The 21,893-nt window shown below is 27.8% G+C and carries 19 protein-coding genes; 16 read left to right on the forward strand and 3 right to left on the reverse strand.

Features of this window, described 5'->3' with window-relative positions; genetic code table 11:
* The first annotated feature begins 340 nt into the window (after positions 1-340).
* The 11 genes from psyc5s11_RS12160 (at position 341) to psyc5s11_RS12210 (ending at position 10,261) form a co-directional block, all read left to right on the forward strand.
* Positions 341-886, forward strand: a complete 546-nt coding sequence (locus tag psyc5s11_RS12160; RefSeq protein WP_224037833.1) for a hypothetical protein — start codon at positions 341-343, stop codon at positions 884-886.
* Complete coding sequence (locus psyc5s11_RS12165; RefSeq protein ID WP_224037834.1) at positions 879-1,277, forward strand: GntR family transcriptional regulator; 399 nt, start codon at positions 879-881, stop codon at positions 1,275-1,277. The genes psyc5s11_RS12160 and psyc5s11_RS12165 overlap by 8 nt, the downstream gene beginning before the upstream one ends.
* Positions 1,261-2,157 carry an ABC transporter ATP-binding protein gene (locus psyc5s11_RS12170; RefSeq protein ID WP_224037835.1) on the forward strand — a complete coding sequence of 299 codons (897 nt, stop codon included), beginning with the start codon at positions 1,261-1,263 and terminating at the stop codon, positions 2,155-2,157. The genes psyc5s11_RS12165 and psyc5s11_RS12170 overlap by 17 nt, the downstream gene beginning before the upstream one ends.
* On the forward strand, positions 2,138-3,199 hold the full coding sequence (locus psyc5s11_RS12175) for a hypothetical protein (RefSeq protein WP_224037836.1): 1,062 nt from the start codon (positions 2,138-2,140) through the stop codon (positions 3,197-3,199). Before psyc5s11_RS12170 ends, psyc5s11_RS12175 begins: the two co-directional genes overlap by 20 nt.
* A 189-nt stretch (positions 3,200-3,388) precedes the next feature.
* Positions 3,389-3,622 (forward strand): ground-like protein, encoded by a 234-nt coding sequence (locus psyc5s11_RS12180; RefSeq protein WP_224037837.1) that lies wholly within the window; start codon positions 3,389-3,391, stop codon positions 3,620-3,622.
* Between the two features lie 292 nt (positions 3,623-3,914).
* Positions 3,915-4,625, forward strand: a complete 711-nt coding sequence (locus psyc5s11_RS12185) for a pseudouridine synthase (protein ID WP_224037838.1) — start codon at positions 3,915-3,917, stop codon at positions 4,623-4,625.
* A gap of 377 nt (positions 4,626-5,002) precedes the next feature.
* Positions 5,003-5,899, forward strand: a complete 897-nt coding sequence (locus tag psyc5s11_RS12190; protein WP_224037839.1) for a MurR/RpiR family transcriptional regulator — start codon at positions 5,003-5,005, stop codon at positions 5,897-5,899.
* Between the two features lie 324 nt (positions 5,900-6,223).
* The gene (locus psyc5s11_RS12195) at positions 6,224-7,564 is read left to right on the forward strand and encodes a CCA tRNA nucleotidyltransferase (protein WP_224037840.1); all 1,341 of its coding nucleotides are present in this window, start codon (positions 6,224-6,226) and stop codon (positions 7,562-7,564) included.
* A 134-nt stretch (positions 7,565-7,698) separates the two neighbouring features.
* Entirely contained in the window at positions 7,699-8,730 is a 1,032-nt protein-coding gene (locus psyc5s11_RS12200; protein ID WP_224037841.1) for an FIST signal transduction protein, read from the forward strand.
* Between the two features lie 16 nt (positions 8,731-8,746).
* A complete protein-coding gene (locus tag psyc5s11_RS12205) occupies positions 8,747-9,715 on the forward strand; it encodes a methyl-accepting chemotaxis protein (protein ID WP_224037842.1) in 969 nt (322 codons plus the stop codon).
* 276 nt (positions 9,716-9,991) lie between these two features.
* On the forward strand, positions 9,992-10,261 hold the full coding sequence (locus tag psyc5s11_RS12210) for a late competence development ComFB family protein (protein ID WP_224037843.1): 270 nt from the start codon (positions 9,992-9,994) through the stop codon (positions 10,259-10,261).
* Between the two features lie 110 nt (positions 10,262-10,371).
* Here the strand turns inward: psyc5s11_RS12210 and psyc5s11_RS12215 are convergent, their stop codons facing one another.
* Positions 10,372-11,163 carry a TPM domain-containing protein gene (locus tag psyc5s11_RS12215; RefSeq protein WP_224037844.1) on the reverse strand — a complete coding sequence of 264 codons (792 nt, stop codon included), beginning with the start codon at positions 11,161-11,163 and terminating at the stop codon, positions 10,372-10,374.
* Complete coding sequence (locus psyc5s11_RS12220) at positions 11,160-11,726, reverse strand: LemA family protein (protein WP_224037845.1); 567 nt, start codon at positions 11,724-11,726, stop codon at positions 11,160-11,162. The genes psyc5s11_RS12215 and psyc5s11_RS12220 overlap by 4 nt, the downstream gene beginning before the upstream one ends.
* A gap of 564 nt (positions 11,727-12,290) precedes the next feature.
* Here psyc5s11_RS12220 and psyc5s11_RS12225 point away from each other — a divergent pair.
* Together psyc5s11_RS12225 and psyc5s11_RS12230 are read left to right on the forward strand one after the other, a co-directional pair.
* Positions 12,291-13,838 (forward strand): glycosyltransferase family 2 protein, encoded by a 1,548-nt coding sequence (locus tag psyc5s11_RS12225; protein ID WP_224037846.1) that lies wholly within the window; start codon positions 12,291-12,293, stop codon positions 13,836-13,838.
* Entirely contained in the window at positions 13,835-15,082 is a 1,248-nt protein-coding gene (locus psyc5s11_RS12230) for a hypothetical protein (protein WP_224037847.1), read from the forward strand. Before psyc5s11_RS12225 ends, psyc5s11_RS12230 begins: the two co-directional genes overlap by 4 nt.
* Before the next feature lie 148 nt (positions 15,083-15,230).
* Here psyc5s11_RS12230 and psyc5s11_RS12235 read toward each other — a convergent pair whose 3' ends face one another.
* Entirely contained in the window at positions 15,231-15,479 is a 249-nt protein-coding gene (locus psyc5s11_RS12235) for an AbrB/MazE/SpoVT family DNA-binding domain-containing protein (RefSeq protein ID WP_311196431.1), read from the reverse strand.
* Between the two features lie 762 nt (positions 15,480-16,241).
* Here psyc5s11_RS12235 and psyc5s11_RS27865 point away from each other — a divergent pair.
* From psyc5s11_RS27865 to psyc5s11_RS12245, 3 genes are all read left to right on the forward strand, one after another.
* Positions 16,242-16,364: a hypothetical protein gene (locus psyc5s11_RS27865; RefSeq protein WP_258712446.1), complete on the forward strand. Its 123-nt coding sequence runs from the start codon at positions 16,242-16,244 to the stop codon at positions 16,362-16,364.
* Between the two features lie 695 nt (positions 16,365-17,059).
* Positions 17,060-19,330, forward strand: coding sequence for an RNA polymerase recycling motor HelD (helD, locus tag psyc5s11_RS12240; RefSeq protein WP_224037848.1), 2,271 nt, complete (start codon positions 17,060-17,062; stop codon positions 19,328-19,330).
* A gap of 254 nt (positions 19,331-19,584) precedes the next feature.
* Positions 19,585-21,675, forward strand: a complete 2,091-nt coding sequence (locus tag psyc5s11_RS12245; RefSeq protein WP_224037849.1) for a methyl-accepting chemotaxis protein — start codon at positions 19,585-19,587, stop codon at positions 21,673-21,675.
* The last annotated feature ends 218 nt before the right edge of the window (positions 21,676-21,893 follow it).

Below are 21,893 nucleotides of genomic sequence, written 5' to 3' on the forward strand. Positions count from 1 at the left end.
TATATACAACAAGTATTTTTAGTTAGGCTTTTTTGTACGCTCACTTATATTAAAGGAAACTCGACTTGTATTCACTCACTAAGCACGTGATTCATACCAAATCCTTTTTAAAGGAAGTTAACTCGTATTCAAGAGTTAACTAAGTTAGAATAACCAAATACAAGATGCTCACAGAGAAAGTTCTGCTTCCCAAATGCAAGATTTGGAGCATCACTTTTGGATTCTCACTTATACTTAAGAAATATTATAGGAATTTTTACTTGCGTAGTGATATATTTCCATATATAATCTGAGTGTACTAGATAATGTAGTACACCTAATACAAATAGGAGGTAAAATTATGAAAAAATCAACGATAATAGTTGTATTTGGATTATTCATTGTTGTTACAGCTTTCCTTGGAATGAGTACTGAAAAAATGTATCAAAAGGAAAAACACTTTGAAACATCTAATGATATTTTAGAGCAATTAGAAGGTAAACAACTTAGGGCAATTGATGAGAAGGGAAGATTTTATGAAACTAACAATTTAAAAGAATGTTTCTCTGAAAGAAAAAGGCTAACTAATTCGCAATTTAATTATGGAAAAATAGAAATAGAAAAAGTAGAAGAACTTAGTGAAAATCAAAAACAATTTATTTTAAAAGATTATGATAAGCTTAGAAATAAATTTACTAAGCGGAGGGTAATAACAAAAGAAGAGCCTATTAGATTGGAAACTAATGTATATCAATCATATAGGGAACAAGGAAAACTAAATTATTCTGAACCTAGAAAACGCATCATTGATTTAGTCCTTGTAGATGAAGGTGAAGGGCTAGTGATTGATTATATAATGGAATATAATCCTGAACAATTAAAACAAGAAGGTAATAAAGATGCTTAAGATTGATCCTAGGAGCAGTACTCCTATTTATGAACAAATAGAATTTGGTGTCAAAGAGCTTATACTAAAAGGGGCTCTTAAATGTGGGGAAAAATTACCTTCTGTTAGAGAGTTGTCATCGATACTTACAATAAATCCCAATACAATAAGTAAGGCTTATGGAGAATTGGAAAGGGACGGTATAATTGAAACTCTAAGGGGAAAGGGAACATTTATAACTGATAATTATAAGGGGAAAGTGGATGAGAAAAAAATGGAGTATATTTCAGATGAATTAAAAAAACTTATACTTGAAGCTAATTATAGTGGGATTAATAAGGAAGATTTTATGAAACTAGCGCTTCGGATATTTTCTGAATTAGGGGTGAATGATAATGATAGAAGTAAATAACTTATCTTTTGAAATTGATGGAAAACAAATTTTAAAGGATATAAATTTAAAAATTAATAAGGGAAAAATATTTGGGATTATTGGACCTAATGGTGTTGGAAAGACCACATTACTTAGATGCTTAACAGGAATATATGATGGATCAACTGGGAATATATTTTATGATGGAGAATTAGTTTATGATAATCCAAAGGTAAAAAATAAAATAGGTTTTGTAGCTGATGAAAATATAATGCAAACTAATTTCAAGGTAAGTGAAATATTAAAATATTATAAATATTCTTATACAAATTATGATGAAGAAAAATTTAATGAACTTAATAAAATCTTTAAAATTCCAACAAACAAATTCATATTCCAACTATCTAAAGGGATGAAAATGAGACTTTCTATAATGCTGGCATTTTCTATTCATGCTAAATATCTAGTATTAGACGAACCTACTTCAGGGCTAGATGCGGTGCTTAAAAATAAGCTTCTTAAGATATTTGTAGATGAAGTATTTGAAAATGATACGACCATTATAATTAGTTCTCACCATTTAAGCGAACTTGAGAGAATTTGCGATGATGTTGCTATTTTAGATGAAGGTGTAGTATCTTATGAGAATTCGGTAGAAAATATGAAAAACAAGATTAAAAAGGTACAAGTTGCCTTTGATGAGCCAGTTTATGAAGAAGATTTAGACTTAAAAGGAATCTTTAAAATAAGCAAAGTAGGAAGAGTCTTTAATATAATAACTGATGAATATGATGAAGAATTTATTAATAGTATAAAAAAATTCAAACCACTATTTATTGAAGAAATTGATTTGAGTTTAGAAGATATTTTCATTTATAAGGTTGACAAGGAGGATAACAATGAAAAAGTATTTAAATAAAGGATTACTTTATACATGGTTTAACGCAGCTAAAGTACCTATAATTATTGGAATATTTATTTGGGGATTTATAGCAAATAGTATAATAGAGAGTAATTTAACTTATTTGAAAAACCAAATATCAGATAGTTTTTTCAATGGTTTTAGAACAACTAATTTGGAGAGTTATGTAATGCTAGGAGTCATATTTATAGCTATATATTTTATATCTCAAGGAATTAATAAGAGAAATACAAATATGTTTTTATCTAGTGGTCCTTATACAAAAAGGCAAATTAAATATAATGAATTAATAAGCATTTTAATAACATTAGTTTTCTTTATTGTAACATATGTTTATATAGCTTTTATGGCATACATTAGAAATAGAGGATTTTTAGCTATTGTTGATGGATATGGAGCTATTATTTTAATAGAAATTGTTAGGATGATTTTAATTGGAATAATAGGAATAGTATTTATGCTTACTGTTGATTTACTATTTTCTAATTCTGCAATAGGATTTATTAGTATGATTTTTATAATACCAATATCAATTTTTGCTCTTTTTACAAAATTATATACAACATTAAATTACATTGGAGTATTAAATAATTTTAGATTATCATATCTATTTAATTCTTCAGATGATGAAATTCAAAAAAACACTGCAAAAATTCTACTTGAATGTGTTTCTTTGAGAGATGTAACAGTTAGAGAATTGTCAATTGAAATAATAATTGCCTTAAGTATTATTGTAATTATGATTTTTATTTTTAATATAGCCCAAAGAAGATATAAATTAGAGCACTGTAATAAAATATTCTCATCTAAACTTAATGAAAATATTATAGTCATATTAGTATCTACGGCACTTGGTTCATTTGCATCACTATTTTTTGTATCGGAGTTTATAAATAATATGCAATACAAAAGTGGTGATTATGTACCTTTAACTGGAGTTGATTTAGTTAAAGGCTTAGGCGCAGATATATTATGTGTTGTTATAGTTGGATTTATAGCTTATAAAATAATGAAGAAGATATTAAAAAATATAGTATAAAAATTTATATTGGTTAATCATCTTAAATATTGGAGCAGAAAAATATTTTGTTTGATTTCTAAGTAAAAACCGTATGTGAATTGTGGCAACATTTCACATGCGGTTTTTATATTTATTTTTAAGTATTATAGAACAAAAAATCTAAAACTTGAATAAGATATATTAACAAAAGAATAGGAGATGATAAACATGTCTAAACATTCTAGTGATTGCTGTTGCTGTAGACGTCAATCTTGCTGTCCATGTGAACCTTGTTGCTGTAATAATAATTCTTGCTGCAATGGTGGCGGATTTGGTGGAGGTTTTGGTAGTGGATTTGGCGGAGGTTTTGGTGGCTGCGGTGGCTGCGGTGGTGGCAGCTGGATTTGGATACTATTAATTATATTTTTTGGTGGCGGAAGAGGTTGCGGAGGATTATTCTAGTAATTTGATTAATCTTAAGGATGAAAACTGCAAAGTTGCCTTAGTATTAGATAATAGAAACGCTATTTTTAGCGTTTCTATTATCTTTATAATATTAAAATAAGAGAATAATGTTTATGTTAATTAAAGTAATGATGATCAATAATTTATGCTAAATTGTAAGTATTATGAATAATTCATACGACTTACAGTTATAAAAGTTGTAATATGTAGCTGAAGAAGATATAATTTAAATTATCAAAAAACGAAAATGTATTGAATAGTACATTAAAATTATGGAGTGATTAAAATTATGGAAGAAAGATTACAAAAATACATGGCAAGTTGTGGAGTGGCTTCAAGAAGAAAGTGTGAAGAAATAATACTTGCAGGAAAAGTTAAAGTTAATGGAGTTTTAGTTAATGAGGTTGGAACTAAAGTAAATCCATTAGAGGATGTAGTAGAATATGAAGGAAAAATAATAAGTAAGGAAGAAAATAAAGTATATATAATGCTTAATAAACCAGAAGGGTACATAAGTTCTGTAAAGGATGAAAAAGGTAGAGATACTATTTTAGATATAGTTAAGGTAAAAGAAAGAGTATATCCAATTGGCAGATTAGACTATGATAGCTCTGGATTATTGTTACTGACAAATGATGGAGAAATATATAATAAAATAATTCATCCAAGTGTAGAGATTGTGAAAAAGTATATAGCGGTAGTTAATGGTGAAATAACTGACAATGATATAAGAAAGTTTGAAGTTGGAATAGATATTGGGGATTATATAACGGCTCCAGCAGAACTTAAAATCATAAGTTATGATAGAGATATATCAACTATAGAAATTGGAATTCATGAAGGAAAAAATAGACAAATTAGAAAAATGTGTGCGGTAATAAATCATGAAGTATTATCCTTAAAGAGAATATCTATGGGACAATTAAAGCTTGGATATTTGAAAAGAGGAGAATATAGGAATCTAGATAAGGAAGAAATAAGTTATATAACTAATTTATAATGACTATATTTTAGGCACAATCAAAAAAATAACAAGTCCATTTACCAGCGTATTTTCCATCATGCTGCGTCAGCAAATTAACCTAATAGGCCCGCTATGAGGGCAATTCGTCTCCTTGCCTGATGAAAAATATTCATGGCAACTTTGGACTTGTTATTTATTTTCATGTGCCTTATTTCATGTGATTAAGATAAACAATATAATTTAAAGATTTATAATTTCTATCTGTTATTAAAAGATAAAATTGAAAGTAAAAAAACAAAATCTTGCAGACTTTTAATGTTTTTTATGAAAAAATCAGTTATTTATTGTACAATTATAAATAAGATGATAGAATTAAGTGAAGATTATTCAATTTGATAATAGGAAGGCAAAATATGGATGATATAAATAATGAAAATAGCAAAGATTTAATGAGATTAATTCAAGGAAAATTTATACGTTTAAGTAAAGGTCAAAAATTAATAGCTGAATACATATTAAAATATTATGATAAAGCAGCATTTATGACAGCAGCTAAACTTGGAATATCTGTAGGAGTATCTGAATCAACAGTTGTAAGATTTGCAAATGAACTTGGATTTTCAGGGTATCCTAAATTGCAAAAATCTTTGCAAGAACTTATAAAGAATAAGCTTACTACCGTTCAAAGGCTAGAACTTAAAAATGATTATTTTTCTGATGGAGATGCCTTAAAGGGTGTGCTTAAAGCAGATATGGAGAATATTAGAGCCACTTTAGAAAAAATAAATCAAAATACCTTTGAAGAAGTCGTAAAAAATATATTTGAAGCAAATAGAATATATATAGTAGGACTTAGAAGTTCAACAGCTCTTGCAGAATTTTTAGGGTTTTATCTTAATATAATACTGCAAAATGTAAAAATCGTAAGTTATGGCATTTCAGATGTTTTTGAACAAATGATAAGTGTTGGAGATGGTGACTTAGTTATTGGAATTGGATTTCCAAGATATGCAGCTAAGACAATTGATGCTTTGGCATTCGCACAAGATAGAGGTGCAAAAGTAGTTGCGCTTACAGATAGTTTATTATCACCTTTAGCATCTAAAGCAGATTATACATTAATAGCGCAAAGTAATATGGCATCATTTGTAGACTCTTTAGTAGCACCATTATCAGTAATAAATGCATTAATTATTGCTGTTGGAATGAGAGAAAAGGAAAATATATCTGATATATTCGGAAACCTAGAAAAGATATGGCAAACATATAATGTATATTCAATTAACAATAGAAATGTAGCAGACGACTAAGTATCTAAATGAAAAAAGTTAAAGATGATTAAACATTAAATAAGTACAATACATAAGAAAAATAAGCTGTTCTCATAAGAATTTTGAGAACAGCTTATTTCCCATAAATTCAAAGAAATAGTATCAAGTGAAACTTGACTCAAGTTGTGTTTTATAGCCATCTGAATCTTATTCCACAATGGGAACTTAGTATTCATAAGTGACACTTGGTAACCTACAAGGGTTAAAATGTCCAGGAGATAATCTTATCTATTACCATAAAGAGGTTGGTGATAAGAAAGTATTTAGAAGGTAAATGATGGATTGCTGCAAGGAGATGAGATAATGAATGTGAGGATTGATATACCTCAAGATGTTAAGTTTATTATTAACACATTAATGAATAATGGGTATGAATCTTATATAGTTGGAGGCTGTGTAAGGGATAGCATTATGCAAAGGCATCCTAAAGATTGGGATATAACGACTAAAGCCAATCCAGAAGAAGTTATAAAATTATTTGATAAGGTTGTATTAACGGGGCTTAAGCATGGAACAGTTACAGTTATGATAAATAAAGAAGGATATGAAGTTACCACTTATAGAGCTGATGGTGAATATGAAGATAATAGGCATCCTAAAGAAGTTAAGTTTGTAAGTTCTTTAAAAGAAGATTTAGCAAGAAGAGATTTTACCATTAATGCTATGGCATATAATGAAAAAGATGGTTTAATAGATCATTTTGGGGGCATGAAAGATTTAAATAATGAAATAATAAAAACTGTAGGTGAACCTAAAAAGAGATTTAATGAAGATGCGTTAAGAATGCTTAGAGCAATTAGATTTTCAGCACAATTGGGTTTTAATATTGATGAAAATGTGTTATTCACAATAAAAGAACTTAAGGATAATATTAAAAATATATCTAAAGAAAGAATAAGAGAAGAATTTAATAAAATATTGATTAGTGATCCAAGAAAAATAGACGTTCTAAAAGAATGTGAAATTTTAGAATATATTATATCAGGGATAAGTAATCTTTATAATTTCAACCAAAATAATCCTTATCATATTTATGATTTATATAATCATACACTTGTAGCTACAGAAGCTATAGAACCAAGTCTTGACTTAAGATTAACTATGTGCTTACATGACTTAGGAAAGACAAAAACAAAAACTACAGATGAAAGCGGAATTTCTCATTATTATGCTCATGCTAAAGAATCAGTAACAATGGCAGAACACATACTTAAGAATTTGAAATACGATAATAACATCATAAATAAAGTTTTGACTTTGATAAAATATCATGATTGTACATTAGAATCAAAGTTATCAGTAAAGAGAATGCTAAATAAAATTGGAGAAGAACTTTTAAGAGATTTAATTAAAATTCAAAGGGCAGATATACTTTCTCAAAATCCTGTGTATGCTAAGGTACGATTATTAAACTTAACTAGTGTTGAAGGAAAATTGGATTTAATATTATCTCAAAATGAATGTTTTAATTTAAACAGTTTAAAGATCAATGGTGAAGATTTAATAAAATTAGGATTTAATAAGGGAAAAGAAATTGGAGAGACTTTAAAATATTTATTAGAGGTAGTTATAGAAAATCCAAAATTAAATGAAAAAGAAGAATTAATTATATTAGCAAAAGAAAAATTAAATTTTTACCTTTAAAAAAATAATGCATTTAAATTACAAAATAAGATATAGTTAGGTGAAATTTGTATTTTTTCGTAAATTTAGATATAATTATGTAGGAAAATATTTATATTTTTCAGAACGCATTAAAAAGGTTAGGAGCTGTTATTATGAAAGCGTTAGTTTTCTCAAATGCACAAGATGCATCAAATTTTACCAAAGCAAATATTAATAAGGGATTTGTTTTATTTTCAAATATAGAAAAAGTATTAGAAATGTCTAAGTTAGTTTCTTCAAATGTTACACTTTGTTCTACAGCGGGTGAATATAGTGCAGAAGGATATAAAAATGGAATTATTTCGGGATTTGAATATGAATTGTCAGATGCAGAAGTTGTGGAAATACTTTATCCTCCAATAAAAAGTATTAATAATTTAAAGGAATCTTATAAGAAGGTGCAAAATAATAAAAACGCTTTTGCATTACTATTGTGTGATGGATTGACTGGAATGGAAGAAAGTATTATTACTACTTTTTATTTTATAGAAGATAATTTCAAAATTATAGGTGGAAGTGCTGGTGACAATCTTAAATTTAAAGAAACCTTTATATTTATAGGTTCAAAAAGAGTTCATAGTGCAGTTCTTTTCTTTAATATGAAAACAAGGACGAGTATCATTAAAGAAAATATTTACGTTCCAAGTGGAGAACGCTTATTAGTAACTGAAGCAGATGTTATAAATAGAACTGTAAAAAAATTTAATAACATCCCTGCTAGTACAGAATATGCAAAAAGATTAAATATTAGTGAAACAGATTTGCCTAATCATTTTATGAATAATCCTTTAGGTAAAATATATAAAGATGAAATTTTTATAGCTTCACCTATGAAGGTAAATCCTGACAAGTCTATTACTTTTTATTGTCAACTAATCCCAAATACTTTTGTAGAAGTTCTTAAGCCAGTTGATCCAATTATTGAAATAAAAAATACTATTAGAAGTATGCCATTTAAACCAACTTTTGTTTTTTCAGTACATTGTATTTTAAGGAGTTTAAAATTTCAACAAGATAATCTTTGGAAAAGTATAGATAAAGAACTTATTTCGTTTTGTTCTAATATAAGCGGATTTGTAAGCTATGGGGAACAATTTTATAAAAATCACGCTAATCAAACAATGGTATTATTAATAGTTGAATAATTGAGGAGGCAAATGTGTGCTTAAATTTTTAAATAAAAATAAACTTAATGTAGCGAAATCTTTAAAAAATGAAGTGAATATGAATTCAAAGACAGACGAAAAATCTTTTGGTTATACAAAAGAAGTTTTTGAATTGACATCACAAATACAAAAAAATATTGATGTTCTTGTTGATGAAGAAGGAACTATGACCTGTGGGCTAGATAAGCTTCTAAAAGGATCAGAATATACAACAGAACAAACAAAACAAGTTAATGAATACTTACATAGTTTATCTCAAAATAGTGATGAAACAAAACACCTTGTTGATGGTGTATTTGTAAGTCTAGACAATTCCCAAAAGGAAATAGAAAATGCTAAAAGTGAATTTGGCGATTTAATAAATCAAGTTAGTACTGTTTCACAAGTATTTGATGAATTAGTAAAATTAATTTTGGATATTCAGACACATTATAATAGCATACAAGGTTTTGCAACTATGATAACTGGCATTGCAAAGCAAACAAATTTATTATCTTTAAATGCGGCTATTGAAGCAGCAAGAGTAGGTGAAGCTGGAAAGGGATTTTCTGTTGTTGCTAACGAAATAAAAAAACTTTCTGTTGATACTCAAGAAAATGCAAAAGATATTATGGATTCATTGCAAAGTTTAACAACATCTATGGGCCAATTAATTACTAAATCAAATGAAGGTTCTGATGTTATAACTAAAACTACTGAAATTATTGAAGGTTCATCGTCTATATTAGATAATATAACTGATGCTGAGTCAGAGGTACATAAACATGTACAAGTTGTACAAGATTCTCAAAACAATAATTTGCATGGCATAAAAGAAATATCTGCTAATTTAACTAATTTGGTAGATAAATCAAAATCTGAAAATCAAGAATTAGAAACTATAATTTATAGTATACAAAAAAAGGCGGATTGTTATTTGCATATAATTAATAATTTAAACCAAATTAAGATTCTTGAGAATTAAGGATAGATTCCCAAGGTCAAAACTACAATTATCGTATTTTACTACGAAATAAAGGGTATTTTTAGATAGTAATTACTAAAAGAGTGCACTTTAGTTTTAATTTTGAATATATATAATAAGAATTATTTAATAAAAAATCTAATTAAGACTTTTTATTATGGTTAAATTATAGTAAAATTATAGTGATTTCATTTGGAAGAAAGTACTAAAGCATTTATAGTTAGCCAAAATGGTTTCGCATAATATTTAAGGTTTAAATAAAGGGGATATTAAGTAATGAATAATGTTATTAATTATATGGAAATATGGGTAAAAGAGTATATGGATATAATATTAGAAAAAGAAGAGGGATGTAAATGTGATAAATGTAAAAGAGATGTTTTTACACTTTCAATGAATAACTTAAAACCATATTATGTAGCTACACCTTTAGGGGAGATAATAGCAAAAATAGAGAGTACTAAACAACAAGTTGAAACAGATATAATAGTACAAGTTACAAAAGCAATTAATAAAGTACAAAACAGTCCGAATCATGATAGATAATAGTAGAAAGAATTGCAAACTGCGTGCCATTAGAACATTGAAGTTTATAAAATTTAATTATTAAAAAAAGATAATTATTTTTAAATAATTATCTTTAATGAGTAATAGTTTTACCAACTTCCACTAGAGCCACCACCGCCTGAAGACCCACCGCCAAAACCGCCAAAACCTCCCCCCCCGGTAGATCCACCTTTAGGGCCATTTCCTCTAAATAAACTGTTTAAAAAGAAAATTTGTAAAAGCAGGTAAGAAATCCGCCCTCTATTAAATACTAAATCTAGTAACATCAAACCTATGAAAATGATTCCAAAAATTTTAACATTAGTACTTGAAACTGTAGTATTATTAGGCACGGATATGTTTAAAGATTTATCTAAAGTAACATTATATTCTTTGGCAGCATAATCACACAATGCACTATAAGAGTTAAGTAATCCTTCTCCATATTTACCTTGTGCAAAACTAAGTTTTGCAATTGATTCCATAACTCTGTTACTTAATGCATCAGGAATGGCACCTTCAAGCCCGCGACCAACTTCTACTCTCCAAGCTCTGTCATTTACAGCTAAAAGTATTAATAAACCATTATCCTTATTCTTTTGACCAATGCCCCAATTTCTAAAGAGATTAATAGCATAATCTTCAATAGGAACATTATTGGTTGAGTCTATTACAACTACAACGGCTTGTGCGCCTGTTTTATCTTCTAATTCTTTTCCGATAGAAATTATGCTATTTCGTTCTGTTTCGCTAATTACATTAACATAATCATTTAAATATTTATAAGTTGTTGGAGAAGGAAGTTTAATATCAGCACGTGCTGAAAAAGATAAAAGTGAAATTACTAAAAGAAGAAAACATACAAATAAGTTTAAAAATCTATTTTTGTTGATTATTTTCACTTAGTAAAATCCACAGAAGGCACATCTTTGGCACCCTCGCTTGCTTTATAAAGCGCTTTTTCTTGGAAACCAAATAATGAGGCTATTATATTACTAGGGAATCTTCTTCTTTTAGTATTATAATTATTTACAGAAGTATTATAATCTTGTCTAGCTACTGCAATTCTATTTTCTGTTCCCTCCAATTGAATTGATAAATCTCTAAAATTTTGATTTGATTTTAAATCAGGATAATTCTCAACAATAGCTAATAATCTTGACAGAGAACCAGAAAGTGCAGTATCTGCATTAGCTTTATCTGATACATTGGTAGCACCAGCTAATTTACTTCTTGCATTAGCTATATCTGTGAAGATGGTTTTTTCTTGAGTAGCATATCCTTTAACAGTACTAACTAAATTAGGAATTAAATCATTTCTTCTTTGAAGTTGAGTATCAATGTTTGAGGATGATGAGTTAACATTTTGTTCAAGAGAAACTAAGCTATTGTAACCACCAATAGGAATAGCTAAAATTATTAAAATCCCAGCTATGACTAATATTATTTTCATACTTTTATTCATAAAATTAATCCTCCTTTATATACTATGTTTAGTATATGCAGAAATATTAAATTTATATCTAGAGATTAGGTAAATCAAAGAAGTTATTTTGGTAGTTTGATAAACGTTTATTGGATAATTATATATTTTTAGCATAGTAACTATTATATTTTTATTAATAACTAAAATTGACATTATGTTAACTTAGTGATACGATGAATCTATTAGCACTCATCGGTGAAGAGTGCCAACAACTAAAAATGGATATAAATATTAGAAGTCACTTTTTATAAAGTGGCTTTTTTGAACAGTTTTTTATATAAATACATCCATAAATTGCAATTAATTACATAAAAGTGAGAATGAGGTGAATTAAATGGGCGATAAAAATCCAAACAAATTGAAAAAAAAGAAGAAAATAGTTGATAAAGGTACGGTACAGCCAACAATTGGAACTGAAACAATTTCTGCAAAGAAACCTAATAAAAAATAATAAATAAGATAATCTACTTGGGCAAGATGTGCGGTGGGAGACTTTTCACCAACATTGAATTTCAAACTAGATTTATGAAGGAGTTAGCATAATTGAATAAAAAAAGAGTATTAGTTGGTAGTCCAGTATATCAGAAACCAGAAATATTGGATGCCTTTTTAAATTCCTTAAAAAATCTTAATAGGAATAACATTGATATAGATTATATGTTTGTTGATGATAATAAAGATGAAAAATCCAGTAAGTTATTAGAAGAGTTTAAAAGAGAAGAATCAAAAGTTATTATAATGCTTGGCACTGAACAGGGCGTGTATTTATGTAATGAAGAATCACATTATTGGGATGATAACTTAATGTTAAAAGTAGCAAATTACAAAAATTCTATAATTGATTATGCAATAGAAAATAATTATGATTATTTATTTTTTGTGGATTCAGATTTGATTTTGCACCCTGATTTGATTGAACATTTAAAGGTGGCAAATAAGGACATTGTCTCTGAAATATTTTGGAGCCAGTGGCATAAGGACAGACCTTTAGAACCAAATGTTTGGCTCTTTGATGAATATGACTTGGTACCTAAAAGATTAGGTGAAAACTTAAGCGAAAAAGAGATGGAATTAAGGGAAATTGAGTTTTTGAATAAGCTTAGAATCCCAGGATTATATGAAGTGGGTGGGCTGGGAGCATGTACATTGATTAGTAGAGCTGCACTTGTGGAAGGCGTTAATTTTAAGCCTATTAAAAATTTAACTATACATGGAGAAGATAGGTTTTTCTGCATAAGGGCAGCTGTTCTTGGTCTTGACCTTTTTGTTGATACTCACTATCCTGCATATCATATTTATAGAGAAGAAGATTTGGAAGGCGTGAAAGACTATGTAAATGTTTGCGAAGTAGATTGTAACTTTGTACGTAAACATAAAGAAAATGGGAATAAAATAACTCTTTCTATGATAGTCAAAAATGAGGAAGGACGTTATCTAAGGCAGATGCTAAATAGTTTGAAGGAACATATTGATGAAGCTGTTATTATTGATGATGCAAGCTCTGATAACACAGTAAATATGTGTAAGGAAATACTTAAAGGCATTCCGTTACATATTATACAAAATGAAAAATCTATGTTTGGAAACGAGATAAATCTTAGAAAAAAGCAATGGGATGAAACTATAAAAACAAATCCTGATTGGATTTTAAACCTTGATGCAGATGAAATATTAGAAGAGAGTTTTTGGAACAATGCACAAAAACTTATTAATGATCAGAATTACGATTTTTATTGCTTTAGACTATATGATATGTGGAATGCAACTGACTATCGAGAGGATAAATATTGGAATTCGCACAGTGTTTATAGACCATTTTTAATGAGATACCAACCTGATTTTAAGTATACATGGAAGGAAACATCTCAACACTGTGGAAGATTTCCTATAAATACTTTCTTTTTTTCAAAAGCTACATCTAAATTTAGAGTTAAACATCTTGGATGGGCAACACAAGAAGATAGAATAGAAAAATTTAAAAGATATGAACTTTTAGATCCTAATGCTATATATGGAATTAAGGAGCAATACGATTCGATTATGGATACCAATCCCAATTTGATAAAGTGGGAAGCGGGAGAAACTAGATGAAAATTGAAAGAAAGAAGATAAACGTGGGCGTTGGATTTGTAACAGGAAGAAAGAATTTTAAAAATGTAGTAAAAACATATGTAGATAATTGGAATGAATCTGGATTTTCTGATAAGAAAAAATATGCATTACACCTGTTTGTTGCTTACGATTTGAAGTATAAAAGTACGAAAGTTAGTGATTATAAAATTACAGATGAAGAAATATTGGATGGAGTAGATTCGGCGTATTACTTAGGAGATTCTTCAATAACAACTGAAGCTCAATATCTAGTAGAAAAAAAAGTTATCACTCTAAAAGAGGCTAAACTTATATTTGGTGAAGGCTATGCTATGAAAAGAAATGCAGTTTTGTATTTTGCATTAAAAAATAAAATGGATTATCTTATTTTCCTTGATGATGATGAATATCCAATAGCAACTATAAAAATTAATGATAGTATTGTTTGGAAGGGTCAAGAGGTATTATCAACACATATTAAAAATATTAAGAATGTTCAGATGACACATGGACATCATTGTGGTTACATTTCTCCAATACCATATTTTGATTTCAACGACAAACTTTCTGAAGATGAGTTTAGAAGCTTTATAGAATCCATAAGTAATGATATTATTAACTGGGGTTCAATAAAAGAAAAAATGAATGATGGTGGAGTTACATATGCGGACCTTGATATAATTAATAGTGAAATTACTGAAGTTGTTAAAGAAATAAATGGAATGAAATTCATTTCAGGTTCTAATTTAGGTTTTAATTTTAAGCATATCGATAAATTATTTCCTTTTTATAACCCACCTGGAGCAAGAGGAGAAGATACTTTCTTAAGTACTTGTATTAGTGAATATAATATAAGAAAAGTTCCTTGCTATACCTTCCATGATGGTTTTTCTAATTATGAGCATTTGCTTCTTGGGGTGCTTCCTAATAAGTTAAAAACTATGAGGGCTGATTCAAGTGTAATTACTAAAAGGTTTTTAAAAGCTTGCATTGGTTGGATTAGGTACAAGCCACTCTTGCTTTACATCACTCAAAGAGATGATTATGAAGCAGAAATTATGAAAATGAAAGAAAATTTATCAAATGTAATTCCTAATATATGTAATTATTTTGGGAATGAAGAATTTAAAAATATATTAAATGAACTTGAATTTTATGATACCCATGTAGAAGAGCATTATAAAGATTTTGAAGATACTAAATTAGCATGGTCAAAAATAATGAATTTTCTAAAGATTATTTAATAGAAAGAACATAATATTGAAGACAAGTATGATGTTAAAAAGCAAAATAATATGAAAAATTAATTTCCTGGCTAGAATAAATAGAAAAATAGACTAAGTTTATTATCTTGTTAAACTTAGTCTATTTTTTCTTTATATTTATGGGAAATTACTTATTTAGTGACTTCATTTCTTCAAAACATACTGGACAAATGTTTCTCCCTTTATATAGAATAACATCTTTAACATCGCCACAAAAAATGCAATCAGGTTGATATTTTTTTAGAATAATATATTCACTCTCGACATAAATTTCTAATGGACTTTTCTTTTCAATACCTAATGAATTTCTTAATTCGGCTGGTAATACAATTCTGCCAAGCTCGTCTACTTTTCTTACAATACCTATAGATTTCATAATAATCCCTCCTTGAATTTATTACATCTTTCGACATACTCATAATATAATAATATCAAAGATTGCGAATTATGTCAATAAATAGTACTAATGTAATGAAAAATGTCAGCAATTAATATTAAGATTACCTGCTAAATATAATTATATTAATAAAATTACAATATGCTGTGAAAAAGGTAAACTTTTTGATTGTGCCTTATAGTAAATAGAGTTTCAGATGTAAATACCAAATCTAATAATGTACTAAATGAAACATCAAAGGCTAAAACAAGTTCACAAAAACTAAAAGAAGAGATATCTAAGTTCAAAATTTGAAATATTATAGATACCTACAGTGAAAATCATACTTATGTGTATACCAGCCGAAATTGAATACATATTTATTCCGTAGGACTGTGAAAATTTCGCTGGAAGCATCTAAATTGAAGGTTGCCCCCATTTATGCATGCTCCCAATATACATTGGGACAAGCATAAATGGAACAACCTTCCATTAAGAAGCTTCAGCAGCTTATTTTCAATGCCTACTTCACAAATATGTATCCAATTTCTCTGTTTGGATATGCTCTTAAGTATGGTAAGTGTTGAATTTAATCCCAAGTATAAGTAAAATTTTAGTAGTGGGTATCTATTATATCAATGGGAATCATTAAACTGCACTATATAATATAAGTATGAAAGTTCTAAGGATCAAAATCTTAGAACTTTTTTTCTATGAATATAAATTTGATAACAAGGAAAAGCTAAAATGGAGGTGAGAGAAATGGCAAAAAATAATTCTGATAAAAAGAAGAAGAAATCATCAAATACTAAAACAGGAGATCTTAGTAATATAGAAACAGAAGAAAAAATGCATATGCCTGCAAGAGGGCTTACTAGAATGTGAAAATTACATCTATTCTCTTAAATTTAATAGGTATGTATTCAATATTGCAAAACATATATTGTTAATATTGTCCTGTCATATTTGTACAAAAGCATACAGAAGCATTTTCGAAAATCTATTATTTAAAAATTAGTAATAATCAAATGAAAAGAGCTATAATAGCAGAAAGTTAATCTAGACTTTTAATTCTCATAAATTAAAAGTCTGGATTAATTTATGAAAGAGATATTTTATAATATAGATATTACTTCTTTTAGGATGTAGTATATTTTATGTGCCTAAATATGAAAAATTATTAGATTACTACAATATGAAGTGAATATTTCAGAAACAGTACAAAAAAATAAAACCAGGGTTTATTTTTAAACCCTGGTTTTACCTTTTTAGAAAGACAAGTGTACTTATGGGGACTTTAAAATCATTTTCGGAGTAATACCAAAATATTATTGTTAAAATCATCTTCCATGAGAATCACCTCTTTCATGTATTATTGTGTGCAGTATTAAATTAAATATACTATTATATTTCAATTTTCATCGGAATATATTAATTACCAATAAGTTTTCAGTTAAGGAAATATTTTAAATTACTATATTGTGGTATAATAAAAGTTTCTAGTAATTAAATTTGTAAATAATTTTTAGGAGAGGAGCGTATAATGAAATTTTCTGAATATTCATTATATAAATATTAATATGGATGAGAATTTGAAACAAGAAAGAAAAATATTAGTAGAAAAGAAAAAAGTAATAGAAACAGAATTATATGAAAAAAAGAAAAGCATTGAGGAAATAGAAAAAAAGGTTAGACTTTTAAGCAAAGAAGCAAAAGGAAGTTATAGTGAAGAAAAACAAACCATTGAAAAGATATTTAATTATGTATCTCAAGATATTGAGAAATATGAGGAGTCATTAAATGAGCCTTATTTTGGTAGAGTGGATTTTAGAGAGCGCACAAGATTTACTGAGAGTATATACATTGGTAAAAAAGGCATAAGTAATAGTAAGGATGGAGAGGAAATAGTTGTTGATTGGAGAGCACCTGTTGCTGATCTTTACTATAGTGGAACTGGTGGAGATTCGTATTATACAGCACCAGCTGGAATAATTGAAGGCAAATTAGAATTAAAAAGGAAATTTCTATATAAGAATGGGGATATAGAACAGTTATTTGATGAAGGAATTAATGATATTATTATAAATCAAGAAGAGGGTAATAATTTAGTTGATGAATTTCTAAAAATAAACCTTGAAGAAACTAGGGGGAAAAAATTAAAGGAAGTTGTTGCAACAATTCAAAAAGAACAAAATGAGATAATAAGATGGCCTAAAAATTTACCTATAATTGTGCAGGGTTCAGCAGGTTCTGGAAAAACTACAATAGCATTACATAGATTGGCATATCTCATTTATATATATAAGGAAACAATGAGTGGGGATGAAATTTTAGTTTTAGCTCCTAATAAATTGTTTTTAAATTATATTTCAGATATTTTACCTAGTCTTGGAGCAGAAGAGGTAAATCAAAGTACCTTTGAAGAATTGATATTAGCAAAGCTTAAATTAAAAGGAAAAGTATATAATAAAGATGAAAAATTACTGAGAATAATAGAAGAAAGAAATGAAGAAAAGAAAAAATTAATAGTGAATTCTAGTAAAGTAAAAGGAACATTAGTATTTAAAACAATGATTGATAGGTATGTTTCATTAGTTGAAAGAAGTAACCTTGATATAAAGGACATTAAAGTTGGAAATGAAATATTGTTTGACAAAAATGAAATAAAGAGATTGTATATTAAAGATTTAAAATCCTATCCTATAAATAAGAGAAAAAATGAGATAAAGAAGTATTTGAATTTAAAAATAAAAGGAAGCATTGAAACTTTATTATTACAAATAGATAGAGAATGGGAAAAAGAAATAAGTGAAATTAGAAATAAATTTAAAGATTCAGAGGAAAGAAGAAAATCCCTTATAAATCTGTATGAAGAAAGAGATAAAATAAAAGATCATGTAAAGAATGATAGTAAAAAAGAATTTAATGCTTATTTCAAAGACTGGAAAGAAATAAACTCAAGAGATATTTATTACAATTTTTATAATGATGATTTATTTGAAATAGCTACTGATAAGAAAATACCTAAAATTTTAGCACAATATATGAAGGAAGAATTTAATAGTAACTATGAAAATAATATAATCGATGAAGATGATTTAGCAGCCCTTGCATATATAAGAATTTTACTAGAGGGAATAGATGAAAAAGAAAAGTTTAAATATATTATAGTAGATGAAGCTCAAGATTATAGTCCATTTCAAGTTTATTTGGTTAATAGATTTGCTAAAGGGAATGCATTAACATTAGTAGGAGACTTAGCTCAAGGAATTTATTATTATAAGGGATTAAAAACATGGGAGGATATAACGGAAAAGGTTTTTGAGGGAAATGCAACATATGTTCAATTAACTCAAAGCTATAGATCAACTGTTGAAATAATTGATTTAGCCCAAAAGACATTAAATGCTCAAAATTTAGGTCTTAAGGATGCTAAACCAGTTTTAAGACATGGCACAAAGCCTGAAATAATAAAAATTAAAGATGATGAAGAATATTATAATGTAATAGTTGAAATTATAAAAAATGTAAAAGATCAGGGAAAACGTAGTGTAGCAATAATAACAAAGGATATTTTAGAAGCATCAAAAATCTATAAAATTCTAAAGAAGAAAAGCATATATACTTTTGAATTAATAGAAGGTAAAGAAAAGGAATTAAAAGAAGATTTAATAATAATTCCTTCATATTTAACAAAAGGGTTAGAATTTGATTGTACTATAATACTAAATCCAAGTGAAGAAAATTATAAAGAGAATACATTAGACCAAAGATTATTATACGTGTCATTAACTAGGGCACTACATTTAGAATATATAATTGAAAAAGATAAGATTACAAAGTTAATTTAATGGAAAAATAATTTAACGAAGTCTTAATCATATTTATATTGTTTTATGATGACTAAAATGGTAGAATTATGTTAAATATTTATATTGTTAGATTGTAAAAAATTGAAAATATTAAAAGTTTATATTTAAATGTAGGGACATAAAGAATTTTATGTTAATGGTATAACATATGCCAATAGAAATTTAGTAGTTTTATATATTATTGATTTCTATTGGCCTTTTTTTATACATTTTATAAACGAGGGGGCAAATTTATGAAAAGCATAAGAATCAAAATATTTTCGGCTATTGTAATATGTTCTATTCTAATTTCATTACTAATTGGATTTGTAAGCATCTCAAATTCAACCAATGTGTCTGAAACAAATTCAAGAGAAAAATTAACTTTAATATGTCAAAACAAAACAAATGAACTTAATGGAACAATTTCTAAAGTAGAACAATCAGTAAATACTCTTGGGAAAATAGTATTAGACAATTTAGACGATGTAAATAAATTTTCAAAAGATGCTGAGTATGTACAAAATTATCAAGATCGTATTGAAGCTATAGCTAAAGAATTTGGAGAAAATACAGATGGGGCAATGACATTTTATATAAGGTTCAATCCTCAAATTACGCCACCAACATCTGGAGTTTTTTATTCGAAATCAAGTGAAAAAGGCAATTTTGAAAAGTTAGTGCCTACTGACTTTAGTAAATATGATCCTAGTGATGCAGAACATGTTGGATGGTATTATATACCAGTAAATGCAAAGAAGCCAATTTGGATGGATCCATACTTAAATTCTAATATTAATGTAACTATGGTTTCTTATGTAGTACCTTTATTTAAAGATGGAAAGTCTATTGGGATAGTTGGTATGGACATTGATTTTAAAACAATTCAAAATATTGTTGGAAATACTAAGGTTTATGATTCGGGATATGGTTTTTTACTTAATGGGAAATATGATATTATGTCTCATCCTGAACTTAGTATGAAAGAGAATTTAGTCACTACAGATAATGGCTCTATGAAAATAATAACAGATGAAATGAGCAAAAATTCATCTTCTGATAAACAATTTTCATATACATATAAAGGTGTAAGCAAAAATTTAAGTTTCAATAATCTTTCAAATGGATGGATTTTTGCATTAACAGCACCTGTAGATGAGATTTTAAAACAATCAAATAATCTAATTAAAATAATAAGTATGTTTGTTATAATTGGATTGATTTTATCAGGCTTAGTTGCTTTTTATCTTGGTAATGTAATTTCAAAACCTATAGTCAAAATTACAGCTATTATAAAAAAAGCTGAAAATCTCGATCTAACTTATGATAATGATTTTGATCATCTATTAAAATATAAAGATGAAATAGGTCAACTTTCTAATGCATTTAACCATATGAGAATAGAATTTGTGGCACTTATTAAACAAATATTAGAAAAATCACAGGATATGAGCTCATCTGGTGAAGAACTTTCTGCTACAGTGGAAGAACTTACAGTAAAAGCAGTAAATATAGAAAAAGCAATAAATAATATAACATATGATATGCAGGAAACAAACGCATCATCAGAAGAAATAAGTGCATCTATTCAAGAAGTAGATTCAAGTATTAACATATTATCGAGTAAAGCCATGGAAGGAAGCAACAATGCAATTCAATCAAAAGAAAGGGCTACAGAGATTCAGAGGAAAGGAAAATTATCTATAGATGAAACAAGAAGGTTATATGCTGAAAAGAAACAAAAGGGATTAAAAGCAATTGAAGATGGCAAGATAGTAGAAAATATAAAGGTAATGGCTGATACTATTGCAAATATATCAGAAGAAACAAATCTACTTGCACTCAATGCAGCCATTGAAGCTGCAAGAGCTGGAGAGCAAGGAAAAGGATTTGCGGTGGTAGCTGATGAAGTAAAGAAGCTTGCAGAACAATCAGCATTGGCAGTGGCTAGTATACAAGATACAATTGTAAGGGTTCAAAGAGCATTTAAAAATCTTTCTGATAATAGCAAGGAAGTCTTAACATTTATATATGAAAATGTAGATCCGCAGTTAGAAGGTATAGAGAAAATTGGTGAAGAGTATTATCATGATGCAGAATTTGTGACCAACATGTCTGATGAAATAGCATCTATGTCAGAGGAGCTAGCAGCTACAATAAATCAAGTAAGTGAAGCAGTACAAAATACAGCTGAAACTTCGCAAAAATCATCTGAAAATGCTGAAACAATAAAAGATAGTATTAATGAAACCACAAAAGCTATAGGACAGTTATCACAAGTATCGCAAAATCAAGCTAAGCTTGCTGAAAAACTTAATGAAATGGTTAGTAGATTTAAGGTTTAATAAAAACAATTTAATAAGGCTCTGCTAAGTTAAAATAAGCTTTAGCGTTGATATTTGTATCATTATTCAAATGCAGAGGCTTATAATGCTATGACAGAGGATAGGTCTTAGAGTAAATCATTAAGTGAGGAAGACGCTATAAATGAACTGAGAAAATGTTCGGGTATGCAGTTTGATCAAAATGTTGCAAAGGTGTTTGTTGAGAAGGTCTTGGGTAA

Source organism: Clostridium gelidum, from assembly GCF_019977655.1.
In the GTDB taxonomy this organism is placed as follows: Bacteria; Bacillota; Clostridia; order Clostridiales; family Clostridiaceae; genus Clostridium; species Clostridium gelidum.

Coding starts and splice junctions, on each gene's coding strand:
- psyc5s11_RS12230 (WP_224037847.1), top strand. CDS start 13,835: ATGAAAATTGAAAGAAAGAAGATAAACGTGGGCGTTGGATTTGTAACA.
- psyc5s11_RS12190 (WP_224037839.1), top strand. CDS start 5,003: ATGGATGATATAAATAATGAAAATAGCAAAGATTTAATGAGATTAATT.
- psyc5s11_RS12235 (WP_311196431.1), bottom strand. CDS start 15,479: ATGAAATCTATAGGTATTGTAAGAAAAGTAGACGAGCTTGGCAGAATT.
- psyc5s11_RS12165 (WP_224037834.1), top strand. CDS start 879: ATGCTTAAGATTGATCCTAGGAGCAGTACTCCTATTTATGAACAAATA.
- psyc5s11_RS12210 (WP_224037843.1), top strand. CDS start 9,992: ATGAATAATGTTATTAATTATATGGAAATATGGGTAAAAGAGTATATG.
- psyc5s11_RS12160 (WP_224037833.1), top strand. CDS start 341: ATGAAAAAATCAACGATAATAGTTGTATTTGGATTATTCATTGTTGTT.
- psyc5s11_RS12170 (WP_224037835.1), top strand. CDS start 1,261: ATGATAGAAGTAAATAACTTATCTTTTGAAATTGATGGAAAACAAATT.
- psyc5s11_RS12220 (WP_224037845.1), bottom strand. CDS start 11,726: ATGAATAAAAGTATGAAAATAATATTAGTCATAGCTGGGATTTTAATA.
- psyc5s11_RS27865 (WP_258712446.1), top strand. CDS start 16,242: ATGGCAAAAAATAATTCTGATAAAAAGAAGAAGAAATCATCAAATACT.
- helD (WP_224037848.1), top strand. CDS start 17,060: ATGGATGAGAATTTGAAACAAGAAAGAAAAATATTAGTAGAAAAGAAA.
- psyc5s11_RS12245 (WP_224037849.1), top strand. CDS start 19,585: ATGAAAAGCATAAGAATCAAAATATTTTCGGCTATTGTAATATGTTCT.
- psyc5s11_RS12195 (WP_224037840.1), top strand. CDS start 6,224: ATGAATGTGAGGATTGATATACCTCAAGATGTTAAGTTTATTATTAAC.
- psyc5s11_RS12180 (WP_224037837.1), top strand. CDS start 3,389: ATGTCTAAACATTCTAGTGATTGCTGTTGCTGTAGACGTCAATCTTGC.
- psyc5s11_RS12175 (WP_224037836.1), top strand. CDS start 2,138: ATGAAAAAGTATTTAAATAAAGGATTACTTTATACATGGTTTAACGCA.
- psyc5s11_RS12185 (WP_224037838.1), top strand. CDS start 3,915: ATGGAAGAAAGATTACAAAAATACATGGCAAGTTGTGGAGTGGCTTCA.
- psyc5s11_RS12200 (WP_224037841.1), top strand. CDS start 7,699: ATGAAAGCGTTAGTTTTCTCAAATGCACAAGATGCATCAAATTTTACC.